Raw genomic sequence first — 14,946 nt, 5'->3', positions numbered from 1 at the left:
GAGGCGTTGTGTCGCAAGATAACAATTATAGCCAGGGCCCCGTCCCTCTGGCGGCGCGGAAAGGCGTGGTTCCACTCACTTTTGTGATGTTAGGGTTAACGTTTTTTTCCGCCAGTATGTGGACCGGAGGCACGCTCGGTACCGGTCTTTCCTATAATGATTTCTTCCTCGCAGTTCTCTTCGGCAATCTCCTCCTCGGTATTTACACTGCTTTTCTTGGCTACATTGGCGCCAAAACCGGCCTCTCAACCCATCTTCTTGCGCGTTACTCGTTCGGTATAAAAGGTTCCTGGCTTCCCTCCATGCTTTTAGGCGGTACGCAGGTAGGATGGTTTGGCGTCGGCGTAGCGATGTTTGCCATCCCGGTGAGTAAAGCCACGGGCATCGATGTGAACGTCCTGATTGCGGTTTCCGGCCTGCTGATGACGTTGACCATTTTTTTTGGCATCTCGGCACTGACGATTTTATCCATCATCGCCGTACCCGCTATCGTCATCCTGGGGAGCTACTCCGTCTGGCTGGCGGTGGACGGCGTGGGAGGGCTGGACCACCTCAAATCCATTGTGCCGCAGACGCCGCTCAACTTTTCCAGCGCGCTGGCGCTGGTTGTAGGTTCGTTTATCAGCGCAGGCACGCTGACCGCCGACTTCGTCCGCTTTGGCCGCAATGCTAAAGGTGCCGTTCTGGTGGCGATGGTGGCATTTTTCCTTGGCAACTCGCTGATGTTTATCTTCGGTGCGGCAGGCGCTGCTGCCGTAGGACAGGCCGATATTTCTGACGTGATGATCGCCCAGGGACTGCTGCTGCCGGCGATTGTAGTTCTCGGCCTGAATATCTGGACCACCAATGACAACGCGCTGTACGCCTCTGGTCTGGGTTTCGCCAATATTACTGGCCTTTCCAGCCGTACGCTGTCGGTGGTGAATGGCATTATCGGTACGCTGTGCGCGCTGTGGCTATACAACAACTTCGTTGGCTGGCTGACCTTTCTGTCGGCAGCGATTCCGCCGATTGGCGGGGTAATTATCGCCGACTACCTGATTAATCGCCGCCGCTATGCCAGCTTCGACCACGCAAAATTTGTGTCCGTTAACTGGATTGCCATTTTCTCGGTCGCCCTGGGCGTTGCTGCCGGGCACTACATTCCGGGAATTGTCCCCGTTAACGCAGTATTGGGTGGCGTCTTCAGCTATTTGGTGTTAAACCCATTCGCCAAACGTACCCTTGCCAATCCTTCGGAGGCTTCCCATGCAGAATAATTCCCTCACTATCCGTCAGGCCCGTTTGCAGGGGCAGGAGGGTTTATGGCAGATCACGATTGAGGACGGACGCTTCAGCCGTATCGCTCCTCAGGAAACCGCCTCTGTGCCAGTCGGTCAGGTGCTGGACGCCGAATGCGGGCTGGTTATCCCTCCGTTCATCGAACCGCATATCCATCTGGATACAACGCAAACGGCGGGTGAACCAAACTGGAACCAGTCAGGCACCCTTTTCGAGGGAATCGAGCGCTGGGCCGAACGTAAGGCGATGCTCACCCACGAAGACGTTAAAGCTCGCGCGATGCAGACCCTGAAGTGGCAGATCGCCAACGGCATTCAGTACGTACGTACTCACGTTGACGTCTCGGACCCTACCCTTACGGCACTGAAAGCCATGCTGGAGGTGAAGCAGGAAGTCGCCCCGTGGGTCGATATGCAAATTGTGGCATTCCCGCAGGAAGGCATTCTTTCTTATCCGAACGGTGAAGCACTGCTTGAGGAAGCCGTGCGTTTAGGGGCGGATGTCATCGGCGCAATCCCGCACTTTGAATTTACGCGTGAATATGGCGTGGAGTCGCTGCATAAAACGTTTTCCCTGGCCAGAAAGTACGACCGGTTGATCGATGTCCACTGTGACGAAATTGATGATGAACAATCGCGCTTCGTTGAAACCGTTGCCGCCCTGGCACATCGTGACGGAATGGGTTCGCGCGTGACCGCCAGCCATACCACGGCAATGCACTCCTATAATGGCGCGTATACGTCCCGGCTGTTCCGCCTGTTAAAAATGTCAGGCATTAACTTCGTGGCAAACCCGCTGGTTAACACGCATTTGCAGGGCCGTTTCGATACCTATCCCAAACGCCGCGGCATTACACGCGTCAAAGAAATGCTGGAAGCGGAGATCAACGTCTGCTTCGGTCATGACGACGTTTTCGATCCGTGGTATCCGCTGGGAACCGCGAATATGCTTCAGGTTCTGCATATGGGGCTGCACGTCTGCCAACTGATGGGCTACGGGCAAATAAACGATGGGCTTAACCTGATCACTACCCACAGCGCGAAAACGCTCAATTTGCAGGACTATGGCGTGCGCGTTGGGAATTCAGCAAACCTGGTGATCCTCCCGGCAGAGAATGGGTTTGATGCCGTTCGTCGCCAGACGCCGGCACGATACTCTGTCCGCCACGGCAAGGTGATTGCCGAGACGGTGCCCAGCCAGACCACCTTGCACCTGACGCAGCCGGAAGCGGTGACGTTTAAGCGCTAATTCAGGGTTGGTAACCGCGTGGCACACGTCACCGCGTACATAAAGATATCCTCACGGCGGAGCTAACGCTCTGCCGCTTTTTCCAGCGGATTAACTTTTGCTTTTGGCTAAAGCGCTTTTATCGCCGCCAAACGGGACGGCTCCGCTGAAAGGTTTACCGTCGATGGCGTCGTGGGTTCGAATCGCCTCCGGCCGCAGCCAGCGCTGAACGCGGGACGGCATATCCAGTCCAATCAGCAGGATCACCACAAAGGTCAGGCCGAAGGAGAGCGATCCCAGGGCTGTGCCCAGCGCCATATTCTGCGACAGCAGCGCACCAATCACCGGGGCGATCGCCCCGCCCAGCGCCCCGACGTTATAGGTAAAGCCCAGACCCGCCGCACGCTGGTCGGTGTCGAAATAACCGCCGATGAGTTTCGGTAAGATCCCCGATATCCCCTGCCCCAGCATCTGCTGGAAAAAGAGCAGCAGGCCCAGCACCCAGACATTTGTGCCGCCGATCGCAAAGACGGCCAAGGGTTTCATCTGAGTTTTCAGCGTTACGATCGGTCGGTTTCATTGCAGTCCGGTGCCATTGAAGGAAAAAGCTGCATCATAACACAGGAAATTAGAGGGGGCGAAAAGGGGCAGAAAGCAAAACAGGCCCGTCGGGCCTGTTTGTTTATTTCACAACGCGCAGTGCGGGACGACCACCGCGCGGTGGCGGTTCATCATCGGGACCCTCGTCGTCGTCCTGACGATCGGGCTTGTCGCCATCAATCACAGACATTACCGGGTCGCTTTCGCGTTCATCGGATGCCTCATCGTCATTCAGGCTGGCAACCTCTTCATCATACGCCGCTTCCGGCTCGAACATGGTGCCTGCACCGTTTTCACGGGCGTAGATAGCCAGAACCGCAGCCAGCGGAACGGAAACCTGACGCGGCACGCCGCCGAAACGCGCATTAAAGCGCACTTCGTCGTTTGCCAGCTCCAGGTTACCCACTGCACGTGGCGCAATATTCAGTACAATCTGTCCGTCGCGTGCGTATTCCATTGGAACCTGCACGCCCGGCAACGTCACATCCACAACCAGGTGCGGCGTGAGCTGGTTATCCAGCAGCCATTCATAGAAGGCGCGCAGCAGATACGGACGGCGTGGGGTAAGTTGTGACATTTCCACAGTCATTAGCCTCGGCCGAGACGCATTTCACGTTCCGGTTCAGTTAAAGATGCCAGGAAAGAGTCGCGCTCAAATACGCGAGTCATATAGCCTTTCAGCTCTTTTGCGCCAGGGCCGCTGAACTCAACGCCCAGAATTGGCAGACGCCACAGCAGCGGGGCCAGATAGCAATCCACCAGGCTGAACTCGTCGCTCAGGAAGAACGGTTTCTGACCAAACACAGGGGCAATTGCCAGCAGCTCTTCACGCAGTTGCTTACGCGCAGCGTCGGCTTCAGAAGCGGAGCCGCTGGTAATGACGTTCATCAGCGAGTACCAGTCTTTTTCGATACGCTGCATGTACAGGCGGCTTTCACCACGTGCAACAGGGTAAACAGGCATCAGCGGCGGATGCGGGAAACGCTCATCCAGATATTCCATAATGATACGGGATTCCCACAGGGTCAGCTCGCGATCCACCAGCGTCGGTACGCTTTGGCTCGGGTTGAGATCGATCAGATCCTGAGGCGGGTTATCCTTTTCCACATGCTCGATCTCAAAACTGACACCCTTCTCGGCCAGCACGATACGAACCTGATGGCTATAAATGTCAGTAGGACCAGAAAACAGCGTCATTACCGAACGTTTGTTGGCAGCGACAGCCATGAAAACCTCCAGGTATATTCAGAATTTTTACTGCTACCAGCCCAACGGGGCCAGCCAGATGAAGTATCGCCCATCCCAGAGAAGACACATTGTTCAAGAATCGAACAAAAATCGAGTATTCACCGATATTTGGGCAGAAAATTGGATGATAGTTTACCAGATTTTGATGGCTTTGTGGTGAGGGGATGCCGGAAATGTGGAAAAAGAGAAGATATATGAAATGTTACTGTGGATAACCTGCGCATTATCCATAAAAAAACCCGCCGAAGCGGGTTTTTCGCCAATCGTTCTGCGTAAGCAGAATGGATTAACGTTTGGAGAACTGTGGACGACGACGTGCTTTACGCAGACCCACTTTCTTACGTTCAACCTGACGAGCGTCACGAGTAACGAAGCCAGCTTTACGCAGTTCAGAACGCAGGGATTCGTCGTACTCCATCAGAGCGCGGGTGATACCGTGACGGATCGCACCTGCCTGACCGGAGATACCACCACCTTTAACGGTGATGTACAGATCCAGTTTTTCTACCATATCAACCAGTTCCAGCGGCTGGCGAACTACCATGCGGGCAGTTTCGCGACCGAAGTACTGTTCCAGAGAACGCTGGTTGATTACGATTTTACCACTGCCCGGTTTGATGAAAACGCGAGCTGCGGAACTTTTGCGGCGACCAGTGCCGTAGTATTGATTTTCAGCCATTGCCTATAATCCCGATTAGATGTCAAGAACTTGCGGTTGCTGTGCCGCGTGGTTGTGCTCGTTGCCTGCGTAAACTTTCAGTTTACGGAACATAGCACGACCCAGTGGGCCTTTTGGCAGCATGCCTTTAACCGCGATTTCAATCACACGCTCAGGACGGCGGGCAATCATCTCTTCAAAGGTCGCTTCTTTGATACCACCGATGTGGCCGGTGTGGTGGTAGTACACTTTGTCAGTACGCTTGTTGCCGGTAACAGCAACTTTGTCAGCGTTCAGAACGATGATGTAATCACCGGTATCAACGTGCGGAGTGTATTCCGCTTTATGCTTACCGCGCAGGCGACGAGCCAGTTCAGTAGCCAGACGGCCCAGAGTTTTACCGGTCGCGTCAACAACATACCAGTCGCGCTGTACGGTTTCTGGTTTAGCTGTAAAAGTTTTCATTAAAAGCTTACCCAAATAATAAGTTACACGTTGGTGAACACCCAAACGTTTAGTCAGTTGAGGTTCACACGACAAAGTCCGGCAAACCTACCCCTTCGAATAGCACATGCCGACACATAGAAAGTTTCGGGAAAAAAACCTTCTCGTAACGTGGGGTCGCAAGATTATAGAGAAGTTGAGGTCAAAGATCGACCCTTAAATGTGATTTGGAATGGGTTTTTCGGGGGGCGCGTTTGTGCGGTCTGGTGCCCTCACTCCCAGCCCCTCTCCCCGTGGGAGAGAGGAGCATTGATTAGGGCATATGCTCACGCTTGAGATACTCTTCGCTCTGCATCTCTTGCAGGCGCGAGAGGCAGCGCTGGAACTCAAACTTCAGCCGCTCGCCCTGGTAGATCTCATATAAAGGCACCTCGGCGCTGACGACAAGCTTGACGTGGCGCTCGTAAAACTCGTCCACCAGCGCAATGAAGCGCCGCGCTTCGCTCTCCATCAGCCGCGTCATCACCGGCACATCCAGCATCATCACGGTGTGGAACAGGCGCGAAAGCGCAATATAGTCATGCTGGCTGCGGGCATCCACGCAGAGCGTCGCAAAAGAGACCGCCAGCGTCTGGTTTTCTACGCCAAGGGTGGGTAACGGGCGATGGTTAATCTCCAGCGTCGGTGCGTTTTCGCGTTTTGCGCCCGCCAGCGCCAGCCAGAGTTTATCCATCTCGCGAGCGGTATCGGCGTTTAACGGCGAAAGCCACAGGTGCGCCTGCGTTAACGTGCGCAGACGATAATCGACACCGGCATCGACATTCATGATGTCGCAATGCTGTTTGATAGCATCAATGGCCGGCAGGAAACGCGCCCGCTGCAGGCCGTTGCGATAGAGTTCATCCGGCGGGATATTCGACGTGGCAACGAGCGTGATCCCGCGGGCAAACAGCGCTTTCATCAGTCCGCCTAACAGCATGGCGTCGGTAATGTCAGAAACAAAAAACTCATCGAAGCAGAGCACGTCCGTTTCCGCCTTGAACCTGTCAGCCACAATCTCCAGCGGATCGCTTTTGCCCTGCAGCGCTGTCAGCTCTTCATGCACCCGCAGCATAAAGCGATGGAAGTGGAGGCGCTGTTTACGCTCCCCCGGCAGGCTGAGATAAAACAGATCCATCAGCCAGGTTTTTCCGCGACCGACGCCGCCCCACATATATAAACCGCGCACCGGAGCCTGAGCCTGCGGCGCTTTTTTGCCGAGCAGTCGGCCAAACGCCGCTTTGAGCCCACCACTCTGTTCTACTTCAGCAGGTTTTGCCGTGAGCGCCTGATAAATCATCTCCAGACGGTTTACCGCCTCACGTTGAACGTCATCAGGCTGATGAGTACCCTCATTCAGGGCCAGTTGATATCGCGATGCAGGGGACAGGATTTGCATAATCTTATTGTTATTCCTTCAATTAATGCTCATCAGCAGGCGTGACTGATGAAAAAAAGGCCGTTCTACACTACGCGATGATACGTCAGGATTCCACTTCTGCGGAAATAGCGGTTATAGTGGCATTATCAGGCACAGGCAGGAGCCGAGCCAACACCCTACGGAACAACAAGACAACGGGAGAAGTTCATGACCTGGGAATATGCGCTAATCGGTTTAGTCGTCGGCATCGTGATCGGTGCTGTGGCCATGCGTTTCGGTAACCGCAAATTGCGTCAGCAGCAGTCACTGCAGTACGAACTGGAAAAGAATAAAGCAGAGCTGGAAGAGTATCGCGAAGAGCTGGTCAGCCACTTTGCCCGTAGCGCTGAGCTGCTGGACAACATGGCGACCGACTACCGTCAGCTGTATCAGCATATGGCGAAAAGCTCCAGCAGCCTGCTGCCGGAAATGACCGCGGAGACTAACCCGTTCCGCAACCGTCTGGCCGACTCAGAAGCGGGTAACGATCAGGCTCCGGTTCAGATGCCACGCGACTACTCTGACGGCGCGTCCGGCCTGCTGCGCGGTGGCGCAAAACGCGATTAATCGCACAACATAAATATATTTTACGGGCGCATCTCTTGCGCCCGTCCTTTCTTCCCGTCCCCAGCTATTATTTAGTCAAACACCTCATTGTTCAGCGGTATAAAATTCAATAACATCATCATGATTTTGGGCCGTTCTTCTTTCATTCCAGGATACGAGAGTCAGCATCAATGAAGAAAAAAAACCAGCTGTTGAGCGCTATAGCGTTAAGTGTCGGGTTATCTCTCTCGGCGTCCTTCCCTGCCGGTGCGGCGCTGCCTTCGCAGGTGCCGGGACAGGCAGCCACTCCCAGCCTCGCGCCGATGCTGGAAAAAGTGTTGCCCGCGGTCGTGAGCGTTCAGGTAGAAGGCACGGCGGTTCAAAGCCAGCGCGTACCGGAAGAACTGAAAAAATATTTTGGCGATGAGTCCCCCAACCAGCAGGCTCAGCCTTTTGAAGGCCTGGGCTCTGGCGTCATCATTGATGCGGCTAAAGGCTATATCCTGACCAACAATCATGTCATCAGCCAGGCCGATAAAATCAGCGTCCAGCTGAACGATGGTCGTGAATTTGATGCCAAACTGATTGGCGGCGATGATCAGAGCGACATCGCGCTATTGCAGGTGCAGAACCCGAGCAACCTGACCCAGATTGCCATTGCGGATTCCGACAAGCTGCGCGTCGGTGATTTTGCCGTCGCCGTGGGCAATCCCTTTGGTTTAGGTCAAACCGCCACCTCCGGCATAGTCTCGGCGCTGGGACGCAGTGGCCTGAATCTGGAAGGTCTGGAAAACTTCATCCAGACCGATGCCTCAATCAACCGGGGCAACTCCGGCGGGGCTTTACTCAACCTTAACGGCGAGCTGATTGGTATTAACACGGCAATTCTGGCTCCGGGCGGCGGCAGCATTGGGATTGGCTTTGCGATCCCAAGCAATATGGCTAAAACGCTGGCGCAGCAGCTAATCCAGTTCGGCGAAGTCAAACGTGGACTGCTGGGTATTAAAGGCATGGAGATGAGCGCGGATATCGCGAAAGCGTTCAATATCAACGTGCAGCGCGGTGCGTTTGTCAGTGAAGTGCTGCCAAACTCCGGCTCGGCAAAAGCAGGCATTAAATCGGGCGATGTGATCGTCAGCCTTAACGACAAGCCGCTGAGCAGCTTTGCTGAACTGCGTTCGCGTATTGCCACCACCGAACCGGGGGCCAAAGTGAAGCTGGGCCTGATCCGTGACGGTAAGCCGCTGAACGTCGAAGTGACGCTGGATAAAAGCACCTCGTCCTCTGCCAGCGCGGAGCTTATCGCCCCGGCGCTGCAGGGAGCAACGTTAAGCGATGGGCAGTTGAAAGACGGTACGAAAGGCATTCGCCTGGACACCGTCGAGAAGAGCAGCCCTGCCGCGCAGGCCGGATTGCATCAGGAAGATGTCATCATTGGCGTGAACCGCAATCGCGTGCAGTCCATTGCCGAACTGCGCAAGGTGCTGGAGAGCAAACCGGCGGTCATTGCCCTGCAGGTCATGCGTGGCAATGAGTCTATCTACATTCTGTTGCGCTAAGCATTTGCGATCCCGGACATCACCGCTGCGTGTGATGTCCGGATAACTCATGTTATGCTGCAAATCGTTCCTTTTTTCACGACACGCGCATCATGCTTTTAAAGCTCTTACGTTCCATTGTCATCGGTTTGATTGTCGCTGGCCTGCTGCTGCTGGCGATGCCGTCTTTGCGTCAGTTTAACAAGCTGTCTGCCCCCCAGTTCGACAGCACGGATGAAACGCCGGCGACCTATAACCAGGCCGTTCGCCGTGCCGCCCCTGCCGTGGTTAACGTTTATAACCGCGGCCTCAACAGCTCAGCACATAACCAGCTTGAGATCCGCACCCTTGGCTCCGGGGTGATTATGGACGAGCGCGGCTACATTATTACGAACAAACACGTGATCAACGATGCCGACCAGATCATCGTCGCCCTGCAGGATGGCCGCGTGTTTGAGGCGTTGCTTGTGGGTTCAGACAGCCTGACCGATCTGGCCGTGCTGAAGATTAACGCCACGGGCGGATTGCCGGTCATTCCGATCAACCGTAAACGTACGCCGCACATCGGCGATGTGGTGCTGGCGATCGGTAACCCGTACAACCTGGGCCAGACCATCACGCAAGGAATTATCAGCGCGACCGGTCGAATCGGCCTCAACCCGTCAGGACGGCAGAACTTCCTGCAGACGGATGCGTCAATCAACCACGGCAACTCCGGCGGCGCGCTGGTCAACTCGCTGGGCGAACTGATGGGCATCAACACCCTCTCGTTCGATAAAAGCAACGACGGCGAGACGCCGGAAGGGATCGGCTTTGCTATTCCGTTCCAGCTGGCGACCAAGATTATGGATAAGCTGATCCGCGACGGACGCGTGATCCGCGGCTATATCGGTATCGGCGGGCGCGAAATTGCGCCAATGCATACTCAGGGCGGCGGTATCGACCAGATTCAGGGCATCGTCGTCAACGAGGTGGCACCGGGTGGCCCGGCGGCTAACGCGGGGATTCAGGTTAATGATGTCATCGTGTCGGTCAACGGCACGCCGGCAGTCTCTGCCCTGGAGACGATGGACCAGGTGGCCGAAATTCGCCCTGGCTCGATCATCCCTGTGGAAATCATGCGCAACGATAAGAAAATGACGCTGCACGTGACGATTCAGGAATACCCGGCAACAAATTAGCCCCATAAAAAAACCGAAGCACTTACTGGCTTCGGTTTTTTTGCCGGGTGGCGCTAGCGCTTACCCGGCCTACGGGAGACACTTCGTTTTACTTGTTAACGAACTCTTCACCCAGAGTGATATCTTTCTTCAGCGTGTCCAGCATGCCTTCCATCGCGTTTTGCTCAAACGCGCTCAGCGTACCGATAGGCTTACGCTCTTCAATACCGTTTTTGCCCAGCAGCAGCGGCTGAGAGAAGAAGCGGGCATGTTCGCCGTCGCCTTCAACGTAAGCACATTCAACAACGCCTTTCTCGCCCTGCAGGGCGCGAACCAGTGACAGACCGAAACGTGCAGCCGCCTGGCCCATAGACAGGGTTGCAGAACCGCCACCCGCCTTCGCTTCCACCACTTCAGTGCCCGCGTTCTGGATTCGTTTGGTCAGGTCAGCTACTTCCTGCTCGGTGAAGCTCACGCCCGGGATCTGCGACAGCAGAGGCAGAATAGTCACGCCAGAGTGGCCGCCGATAACCGGCACTTCCACTTCTGTTGGCTGTTTGCCTTTCAGCTCAGCAACGAAGGTGTTGGAACGGATGATATCCAGCGTGGTCACGCCGAACAGTTTGTTTTTGTCGTACACACCTGCTTTCTTCAGCACTTCGGCTGCGATAGCAACGGTGGTGTTCACCGGGTTAGTGATGATACCGATGCATGCTTTCGGGCACACTTCAGCGATCTGCTGCACCAGGTTTTTCACGATGCCCGCGTTGACGTTGAACAGGTCTGAACGATCCATGCCTGGCTTACGCGCCACGCCTGCAGAAATCAGGACCACGTCAGCACCCTGCAGCGCAGGACGCGCATCTTCACCGGAGAAGCCTTTGATTTTTACAGCGGTCGGGATGTGGCTCAGGTCAACCGCCACGCCTGGGGTTACCGGAGCAATATCGTACAGGGAGAGTTCTGAGCCTGAAGGCAGTTGGGTTTTCAGTAGTAGGGCAAGCGCCTGGCCGATACCACCAGCAGCGCCGAGGACTGCGACTTTCATCCTAAACTCCTTATTATGGTTAACTTAAGTATCTGTAAATCCGTTGCCGCGACCTTAAATCAGCATGTCTTTAATTACAATTTTCGAAGCTAAAGAATTTGAGGTCACACGACTTTATCTCTCACCAGAAAGCTATCTGACGACAGATGGCAACGAATTAAGAGGTGGTTACAATACACCCTGCCACGCCACCAAAACAACATCATTTTGATAACATTTAATTTACTTTTAAGCTTATTTGCGCGGCGTGACCCAGGCATGTTTTCTGATAACGAAATCTGATAAAATCACTCCCTTTCATAACATTATTTCAGCCTGCCGTTGAGCAGATAATTTGCATAAAAATTCATCCACATGCATAATAATGTTGTTTCTTTCGTCATATTCCGGGTGACTTATGCGAAGCTCGTCTAAGCAAGAAGAATTGGTAAAAGCGTTTAAGGCGCTACTTAAAGAAGAGAAATTCAGTTCTCAGGGAGAAATTGTTCAGGCGCTGCAGGAACAAGGCTTCGATAATATCAACCAGTCGAAAGTCTCCCGCATGTTAACCAAGTTTGGCGCGGTGCGTACCCGCAACGCCAAGATGGAGATGGTCTATTGCCTGCCGGCTGAACTTGGCGTGCCGACCACCTCCAGCCCGCTCAAGAATTTGGTTCTGGATATTGACTATAACGACGCCGTTGTGGTCATCCACACAAGCCCGGGTGCCGCGCAGCTGATTGCCCGCATGCTGGACTCGTTAGGTAAAACAGAGGGTATTCTCGGCACCATTGCCGGTGATGACACCATCTTTACCACCCCGGCTAGCGGTTTCTCCGTGAAGGATCTCCACGAAGCGATTCTGGTTCTGTTCGAACAGGAACTGTAATGCGCTCTCCCCGTAGCGCCGCTGCGGGGATCATTCTGCTCTCGCATCATTTCCCCCTTTATTTCACTGCCCTTGCTTTGACGATTAGTGCTTTTTACCACTCATTAACATTCATCCAGTGAATAACAATCCCGCAAATCGCACAAAAAATCAAAAAGCATTATCCCTATGATTTTCTTATAAATACCAACACAAATTGCTCATAAAACACCCAGCATTATGCAATTAGGTTATAAAAAAAAGCGTGTTTAACACGTAATAACAAGAGAAACCATTAGTCTGGTATTAATTTTTTACGTTATTAGTGTATACTTGATTTTGTGATGAGGGTCACGAAACAAGACCCCACTAAAAAATTCGACGAGGTAAGAATCATGAAAATCAAAACTACTGTAGCGGCGCTGAGCGTCCTGTCTGTCCTGTCCTTCGGTGCTTTCGCGGCTGACGCTATTAATGCTGACCAGGCGCAATCCCGTGAGGCAATCGGTACGGTTTCTGTCGGCGCTGTTGGCACGTCTCCAATGGACATGCATGAGATGCTGAACAAAAAAGCGGAAGAAAAAGGTGCGTCATCCTATCGCATTATCGAAGCGCGTTCCGGTGACCACTGGCATGCCACCGCCGAGCTGTACAAATAAGTTTAAGTAATCACTGAAGACATAACTCTCCACTCAACGGCACCAGGCATAAAAATAGCAGTTCAACCCTTCTCGCCGTTGAGCAAAAAACCTGTTCAGGAGTAAAGACTATGAAAACCAAATTGATCATCGCAACCCTGGGTCTGGCATCCGCTCTCTCTTTCGGCGCAAGCGCAGCCGTACAGCAAGTGAATGCCGATCAGGCACAAAATCTGCAGCCAATGGGTAGCGTCTCCGTGACGTCAGTCACCGGCTCCCCGATGGACATTCGTCAGGAACTTGCCGCCAAAGCTGAAAAAGCAGGCGCCAGCAGCTATCGCGTCACCGAACTGAATCAGGGTGACCACTGGCACGCCACGGCTGAACTGTATAAATAAACCCTCGTCGTATCTCATCATACGACTTGCCCCTGGCCTCGTGGTCAGGGGCTTTTTTCATTTAATGCCGCGCGTTAAAGCGAAGCTGTCCTTCAAGCTCTTCCTCCGCTTCATCGAAGAGTAATATCAGCGCGCCGAAACGTCTGCGCAGCTTATCGGGCAGATGGATAAACTCAATCTCCAGCGGTAGCGGCAGCATGCTGCCGGTGACCACGTCCCACAGCGTATCCAGATTGGTCACGCTTTCCCGTTCAAGATCAAACGCCCGGATAAATTCCCGATAAAAGTCTTCCTGACTGTCGATTTCGTCAAAATCAAAAGTATAGGTTTTCATTGCCAGCCACCCAGTCCAGGCGGGCGGCAGATGCCGCCCAGTCTATTATAATCCCCCGATATGCAGGGTTTTAACTTCCAGATACTCTTCCAGCCCCAGCACGGATCCCTCACGTCCAAGACCGGACTCTTTTACGCCGCCGAAAGGCCCCAGCTCGGTGGAAACGGCGCACTCGTTAATGCCAATCATCCCGCTCTCGATGGCCTGTGAAACGCGGAAAACCCGGGAAAGGTTCTGGGTGTAGAAGTAAGCTGCCAGCCCGTAAGGCGTGTTATTCGCACGCTGGATGACTTCATCTTCCGAGGTGAAGCGGAAACACGCCGCAACCGGACCAAACGTCTCTTCTTCTGCCAGCTTCATGCCTTCGTGACAGTCGCCCAGCACGGTTGGCATCCAGAAATTACCGCCCAGCGGATGGGGTTTGCCGCCCGCCAGCACGGTCGCCCCTCGTGTGACAGCATCTTCAACATGCTCACGGACCTTGTCGACCGCGGCGGATTCAATCAGCGGTCCGACGACGACGCCGTCCTCAAGGCCATTCCCCACCTTAAGGGCATTAACCGCATCTGCGAGCTTATTCACAAACTTGTCGTAGACGGTTTCCTGAATGTAGAAGCGGTTCACGCTGACGCAGACCTGCCCGGCATTGCGGAATTTATTGGCGATCGCGCCTTTTACCGCAGCCTCGATGTCGGCATCCTCAAAGACGATATACGGAGCATTTCCCCCCAGCTCCATCGAGACTTTTTTCATGGTTTCTGCGGCGTTGCGCACCAGCGTTTTGCCGACGGAGGTCGAACCGGTAAAGGAGATTTTACGCACGTCGTGGCTGGCCATGATCGCATCGCTGATTTCATGGGTATTTCCGGCCACCGCGTTGAGCACACCGTCGGGCACGCCCGCCTGTTTTGCCAGCGTCAGCAGCGCAAAGGCGCTGAGCGGCGTGTTATTGGCCGGTTTGATGACACCGGTACACCCGGCTGCCAGCGCCGGGCCTAGCTTGCGGGTGAGCATCGCCATCGGGAAGTTCCACGGCGTGATGGCCGCGACCACGCCGATGGGCTCACGGGTCGCCAGAATGCGCGAGCCGGGCTTGATTGGCGGAATAATCTCACCGTTCGCGCGCTTGGCCTCTTCGGCAAACCACTGGATAAAGCTGGCGGCATACTCCACTTCCCCTTCCGCCTCTTTCAGGGGCTTGCCCTGCTCGGTGGTCATTAACCGCCCGAGCCAGCTTTTATTTTCAATAATCAGTTCGTACCAGCGGTACAGAATCGCCGAACGCTCTTTCGCGGTTTTGGCACGCCATGCCGGGAAGGCTTTGGTGGCCGCTGCGATCGCTTCTTCGGTTTGCGCTTTACCCGCTTTCGCAACTTTAGCGATGACCTCACCGGTCGCGGGGTTCAGCACATCAAACGTTGTGTCCAGCGTTTTCCAGATGCCGTCGACCAGATAGCCGGTCTGAAAAAGGGTGTTGTCCTGAAGCGCCTGAGTCGTCATGTGTCCTCCCTTCCTGAATG

At 54.3% G+C, this 14,946-nt stretch carries 16 protein-coding genes and 1 pseudogene; 8 read left to right on the top strand and 9 right to left on the bottom strand.

Features of this window, described 5'->3' with window-relative positions; genetic code table 11:
* The first annotated feature begins 8 nt into the window (after nucleotides 1-8).
* Together codB and INF73_RS04330 are read left to right on the top strand one after the other, a co-directional pair.
* Entirely contained in the window at nucleotides 9-1,259 is a 1,251-nt protein-coding gene (gene codB, locus INF73_RS04335; protein WP_063867553.1) for a cytosine permease, read from the top strand.
* The gene (locus tag INF73_RS04330) at nucleotides 1,249-2,529 is read left to right on the top strand and encodes a cytosine deaminase (protein ID WP_193541602.1); all 1,281 of its coding nucleotides are present in this window, start codon (nucleotides 1,249-1,251) and stop codon (nucleotides 2,527-2,529) included. Before codB ends, INF73_RS04330 begins: the two co-directional genes overlap by 11 nt.
* Nucleotides 2,530-2,619: 90 nt before the next feature.
* On the opposite strand, the pseudogene INF73_RS04325 reads toward INF73_RS04330, so the two are convergent.
* The 6 genes and pseudogenes from INF73_RS04325 to zapE form a co-directional block, all read right to left on the bottom strand.
* Nucleotides 2,620-3,042: pseudogene (locus INF73_RS04325) on the bottom strand (MFS transporter); the annotation flags it as partial.
* 148 nt (nucleotides 3,043-3,190) lie between these two features.
* The gene (gene sspB, locus INF73_RS04320) at nucleotides 3,191-3,691 is read right to left on the bottom strand and encodes a ClpXP protease specificity-enhancing factor (RefSeq protein ID WP_028014588.1); all 501 of its coding nucleotides are present in this window, start codon (nucleotides 3,689-3,691) and stop codon (nucleotides 3,191-3,193) included.
* A gap of 5 nt (nucleotides 3,692-3,696) precedes the next feature.
* The gene (sspA, locus tag INF73_RS04315) at nucleotides 3,697-4,335 is read right to left on the bottom strand and encodes a stringent starvation protein SspA (RefSeq protein WP_028014589.1); all 639 of its coding nucleotides are present in this window, start codon (nucleotides 4,333-4,335) and stop codon (nucleotides 3,697-3,699) included.
* A 307-nt stretch (nucleotides 4,336-4,642) separates the two neighbouring features.
* Nucleotides 4,643-5,035, bottom strand: coding sequence for a 30S ribosomal protein S9 (gene rpsI, locus INF73_RS04310; protein ID WP_003860436.1), 393 nt, complete (start codon nucleotides 5,033-5,035; stop codon nucleotides 4,643-4,645).
* Between the two features lie 15 nt (nucleotides 5,036-5,050).
* Complete coding sequence (gene rplM, locus INF73_RS04305) at nucleotides 5,051-5,479, bottom strand: 50S ribosomal protein L13 (RefSeq protein WP_006178824.1); 429 nt, start codon at nucleotides 5,477-5,479, stop codon at nucleotides 5,051-5,053.
* 292 nt (nucleotides 5,480-5,771) lie between these two features.
* Nucleotides 5,772-6,896, bottom strand: coding sequence for a cell division protein ZapE (zapE, locus tag INF73_RS04300; protein ID WP_041907841.1), 1,125 nt, complete (start codon nucleotides 6,894-6,896; stop codon nucleotides 5,772-5,774).
* 189 nt (nucleotides 6,897-7,085) lie between these two features.
* Here zapE and zapG point away from each other — a divergent pair, with 189 nt between their 5' ends.
* The 3 genes from zapG (at nucleotide 7,086) to degS (ending at nucleotide 10,182) form a co-directional block, all read left to right on the top strand.
* Nucleotides 7,086-7,484, top strand: a complete 399-nt coding sequence (zapG, locus tag INF73_RS04295; RefSeq protein ID WP_010436126.1) for a Z-ring associated protein ZapG — start codon at nucleotides 7,086-7,088, stop codon at nucleotides 7,482-7,484.
* 170 nt (nucleotides 7,485-7,654) lie between these two features.
* Nucleotides 7,655-9,022, top strand: a complete 1,368-nt coding sequence (gene degQ, locus INF73_RS04290; protein WP_041907839.1) for a serine endoprotease DegQ — start codon at nucleotides 7,655-7,657, stop codon at nucleotides 9,020-9,022.
* A 92-nt stretch (nucleotides 9,023-9,114) separates the two neighbouring features.
* Nucleotides 9,115-10,182, top strand: a complete 1,068-nt coding sequence (gene degS / locus INF73_RS04285) for an outer membrane-stress sensor serine endopeptidase DegS (protein WP_028014593.1) — start codon at nucleotides 9,115-9,117, stop codon at nucleotides 10,180-10,182.
* An 88-nt stretch (nucleotides 10,183-10,270) separates the two neighbouring features.
* On the opposite strand, the gene mdh is transcribed toward degS, so the two are convergent.
* Complete coding sequence (gene mdh / locus INF73_RS04280) at nucleotides 10,271-11,209, bottom strand: malate dehydrogenase (protein ID WP_028014594.1); 939 nt, start codon at nucleotides 11,207-11,209, stop codon at nucleotides 10,271-10,273.
* Nucleotides 11,210-11,606: 397 nt separating this feature from the next.
* Between mdh and argR the strand changes: the two genes are divergently transcribed.
* The 3 genes from argR to yhcN (INF73_RS04265) all read left to right on the top strand — a co-directional run bounded on the left by argR (nucleotide 11,607) and on the right by yhcN (INF73_RS04265) (nucleotide 13,092).
* Complete coding sequence (gene argR, locus INF73_RS04275) at nucleotides 11,607-12,077, top strand: transcriptional regulator ArgR (RefSeq protein WP_008502836.1); 471 nt, start codon at nucleotides 11,607-11,609, stop codon at nucleotides 12,075-12,077.
* 374 nt (nucleotides 12,078-12,451) lie between these two features.
* Complete coding sequence (yhcN, locus tag INF73_RS04270; protein ID WP_014885423.1) at nucleotides 12,452-12,715, top strand: peroxide/acid stress response protein YhcN; 264 nt, start codon at nucleotides 12,452-12,454, stop codon at nucleotides 12,713-12,715.
* Between the two features lie 110 nt (nucleotides 12,716-12,825).
* Complete coding sequence (yhcN, locus tag INF73_RS04265) at nucleotides 12,826-13,092, top strand: peroxide/acid stress response protein YhcN (RefSeq protein WP_028014595.1); 267 nt, start codon at nucleotides 12,826-12,828, stop codon at nucleotides 13,090-13,092.
* Nucleotides 13,093-13,153: 61 nt separating this feature from the next.
* Here the strand turns inward: yhcN (INF73_RS04265) and INF73_RS04260 are convergent, their stop codons facing one another.
* Both INF73_RS04260 and INF73_RS04255 read right to left on the bottom strand, forming a co-directional pair.
* Entirely contained in the window at nucleotides 13,154-13,426 is a 273-nt protein-coding gene (locus tag INF73_RS04260) for a barstar family protein (protein WP_028014596.1), read from the bottom strand.
* A gap of 45 nt (nucleotides 13,427-13,471) precedes the next feature.
* Nucleotides 13,472-14,926 (bottom strand): NAD-dependent succinate-semialdehyde dehydrogenase, encoded by a 1,455-nt coding sequence (locus tag INF73_RS04255; RefSeq protein WP_028014597.1) that lies wholly within the window; start codon nucleotides 14,924-14,926, stop codon nucleotides 13,472-13,474.
* Nucleotides 14,927-14,946 lie beyond the last annotated feature (20 nt).

Source organism: Enterobacter cloacae complex sp. P6RS (assembly GCF_014982245.1).
GTDB classification, from domain to species: Bacteria; Pseudomonadota; Gammaproteobacteria; order Enterobacterales; family Enterobacteriaceae; genus Enterobacter; species Enterobacter bugandensis.
The sequence above is the reverse complement of the archived record's forward strand: the minus strand, read 5'-3'. Positions and strand labels throughout refer to the sequence as shown.

Coding starts and splice junctions, on each gene's coding strand:
- yhcN (WP_028014595.1), top strand. CDS start 12,826: ATGAAAACCAAATTGATCATCGCAACCCTGGGTCTGGCATCCGCTCTC.
- INF73_RS04260 (WP_028014596.1), bottom strand. CDS start 13,426: ATGAAAACCTATACTTTTGATTTTGACGAAATCGACAGTCAGGAAGAC.
- zapE (WP_041907841.1), bottom strand. CDS start 6,896: ATGCAAATCCTGTCCCCTGCATCGCGATATCAACTGGCCCTGAATGAG.
- sspA (WP_028014589.1), bottom strand. CDS start 4,335: ATGGCTGTCGCTGCCAACAAACGTTCGGTAATGACGCTGTTTTCTGGT.
- degQ (WP_041907839.1), top strand. CDS start 7,655: ATGAAGAAAAAAAACCAGCTGTTGAGCGCTATAGCGTTAAGTGTCGGG.
- zapG (WP_010436126.1), top strand. CDS start 7,086: ATGACCTGGGAATATGCGCTAATCGGTTTAGTCGTCGGCATCGTGATC.
- rpsI (WP_003860436.1), bottom strand. CDS start 5,035: ATGGCTGAAAATCAATACTACGGCACTGGTCGCCGCAAAAGTTCCGCA.
- INF73_RS04255 (WP_028014597.1), bottom strand. CDS start 14,926: ATGACGACTCAGGCGCTTCAGGACAACACCCTTTTTCAGACCGGCTAT.
- degS (WP_028014593.1), top strand. CDS start 9,115: ATGCTTTTAAAGCTCTTACGTTCCATTGTCATCGGTTTGATTGTCGCT.
- argR (WP_008502836.1), top strand. CDS start 11,607: ATGCGAAGCTCGTCTAAGCAAGAAGAATTGGTAAAAGCGTTTAAGGCG.
- yhcN (WP_014885423.1), top strand. CDS start 12,452: ATGAAAATCAAAACTACTGTAGCGGCGCTGAGCGTCCTGTCTGTCCTG.
- mdh (WP_028014594.1), bottom strand. CDS start 11,209: ATGAAAGTCGCAGTCCTCGGCGCTGCTGGTGGTATCGGCCAGGCGCTT.
- INF73_RS04330 (WP_193541602.1), top strand. CDS start 1,249: ATGCAGAATAATTCCCTCACTATCCGTCAGGCCCGTTTGCAGGGGCAG.
- rplM (WP_006178824.1), bottom strand. CDS start 5,479: ATGAAAACTTTTACAGCTAAACCAGAAACCGTACAGCGCGACTGGTAT.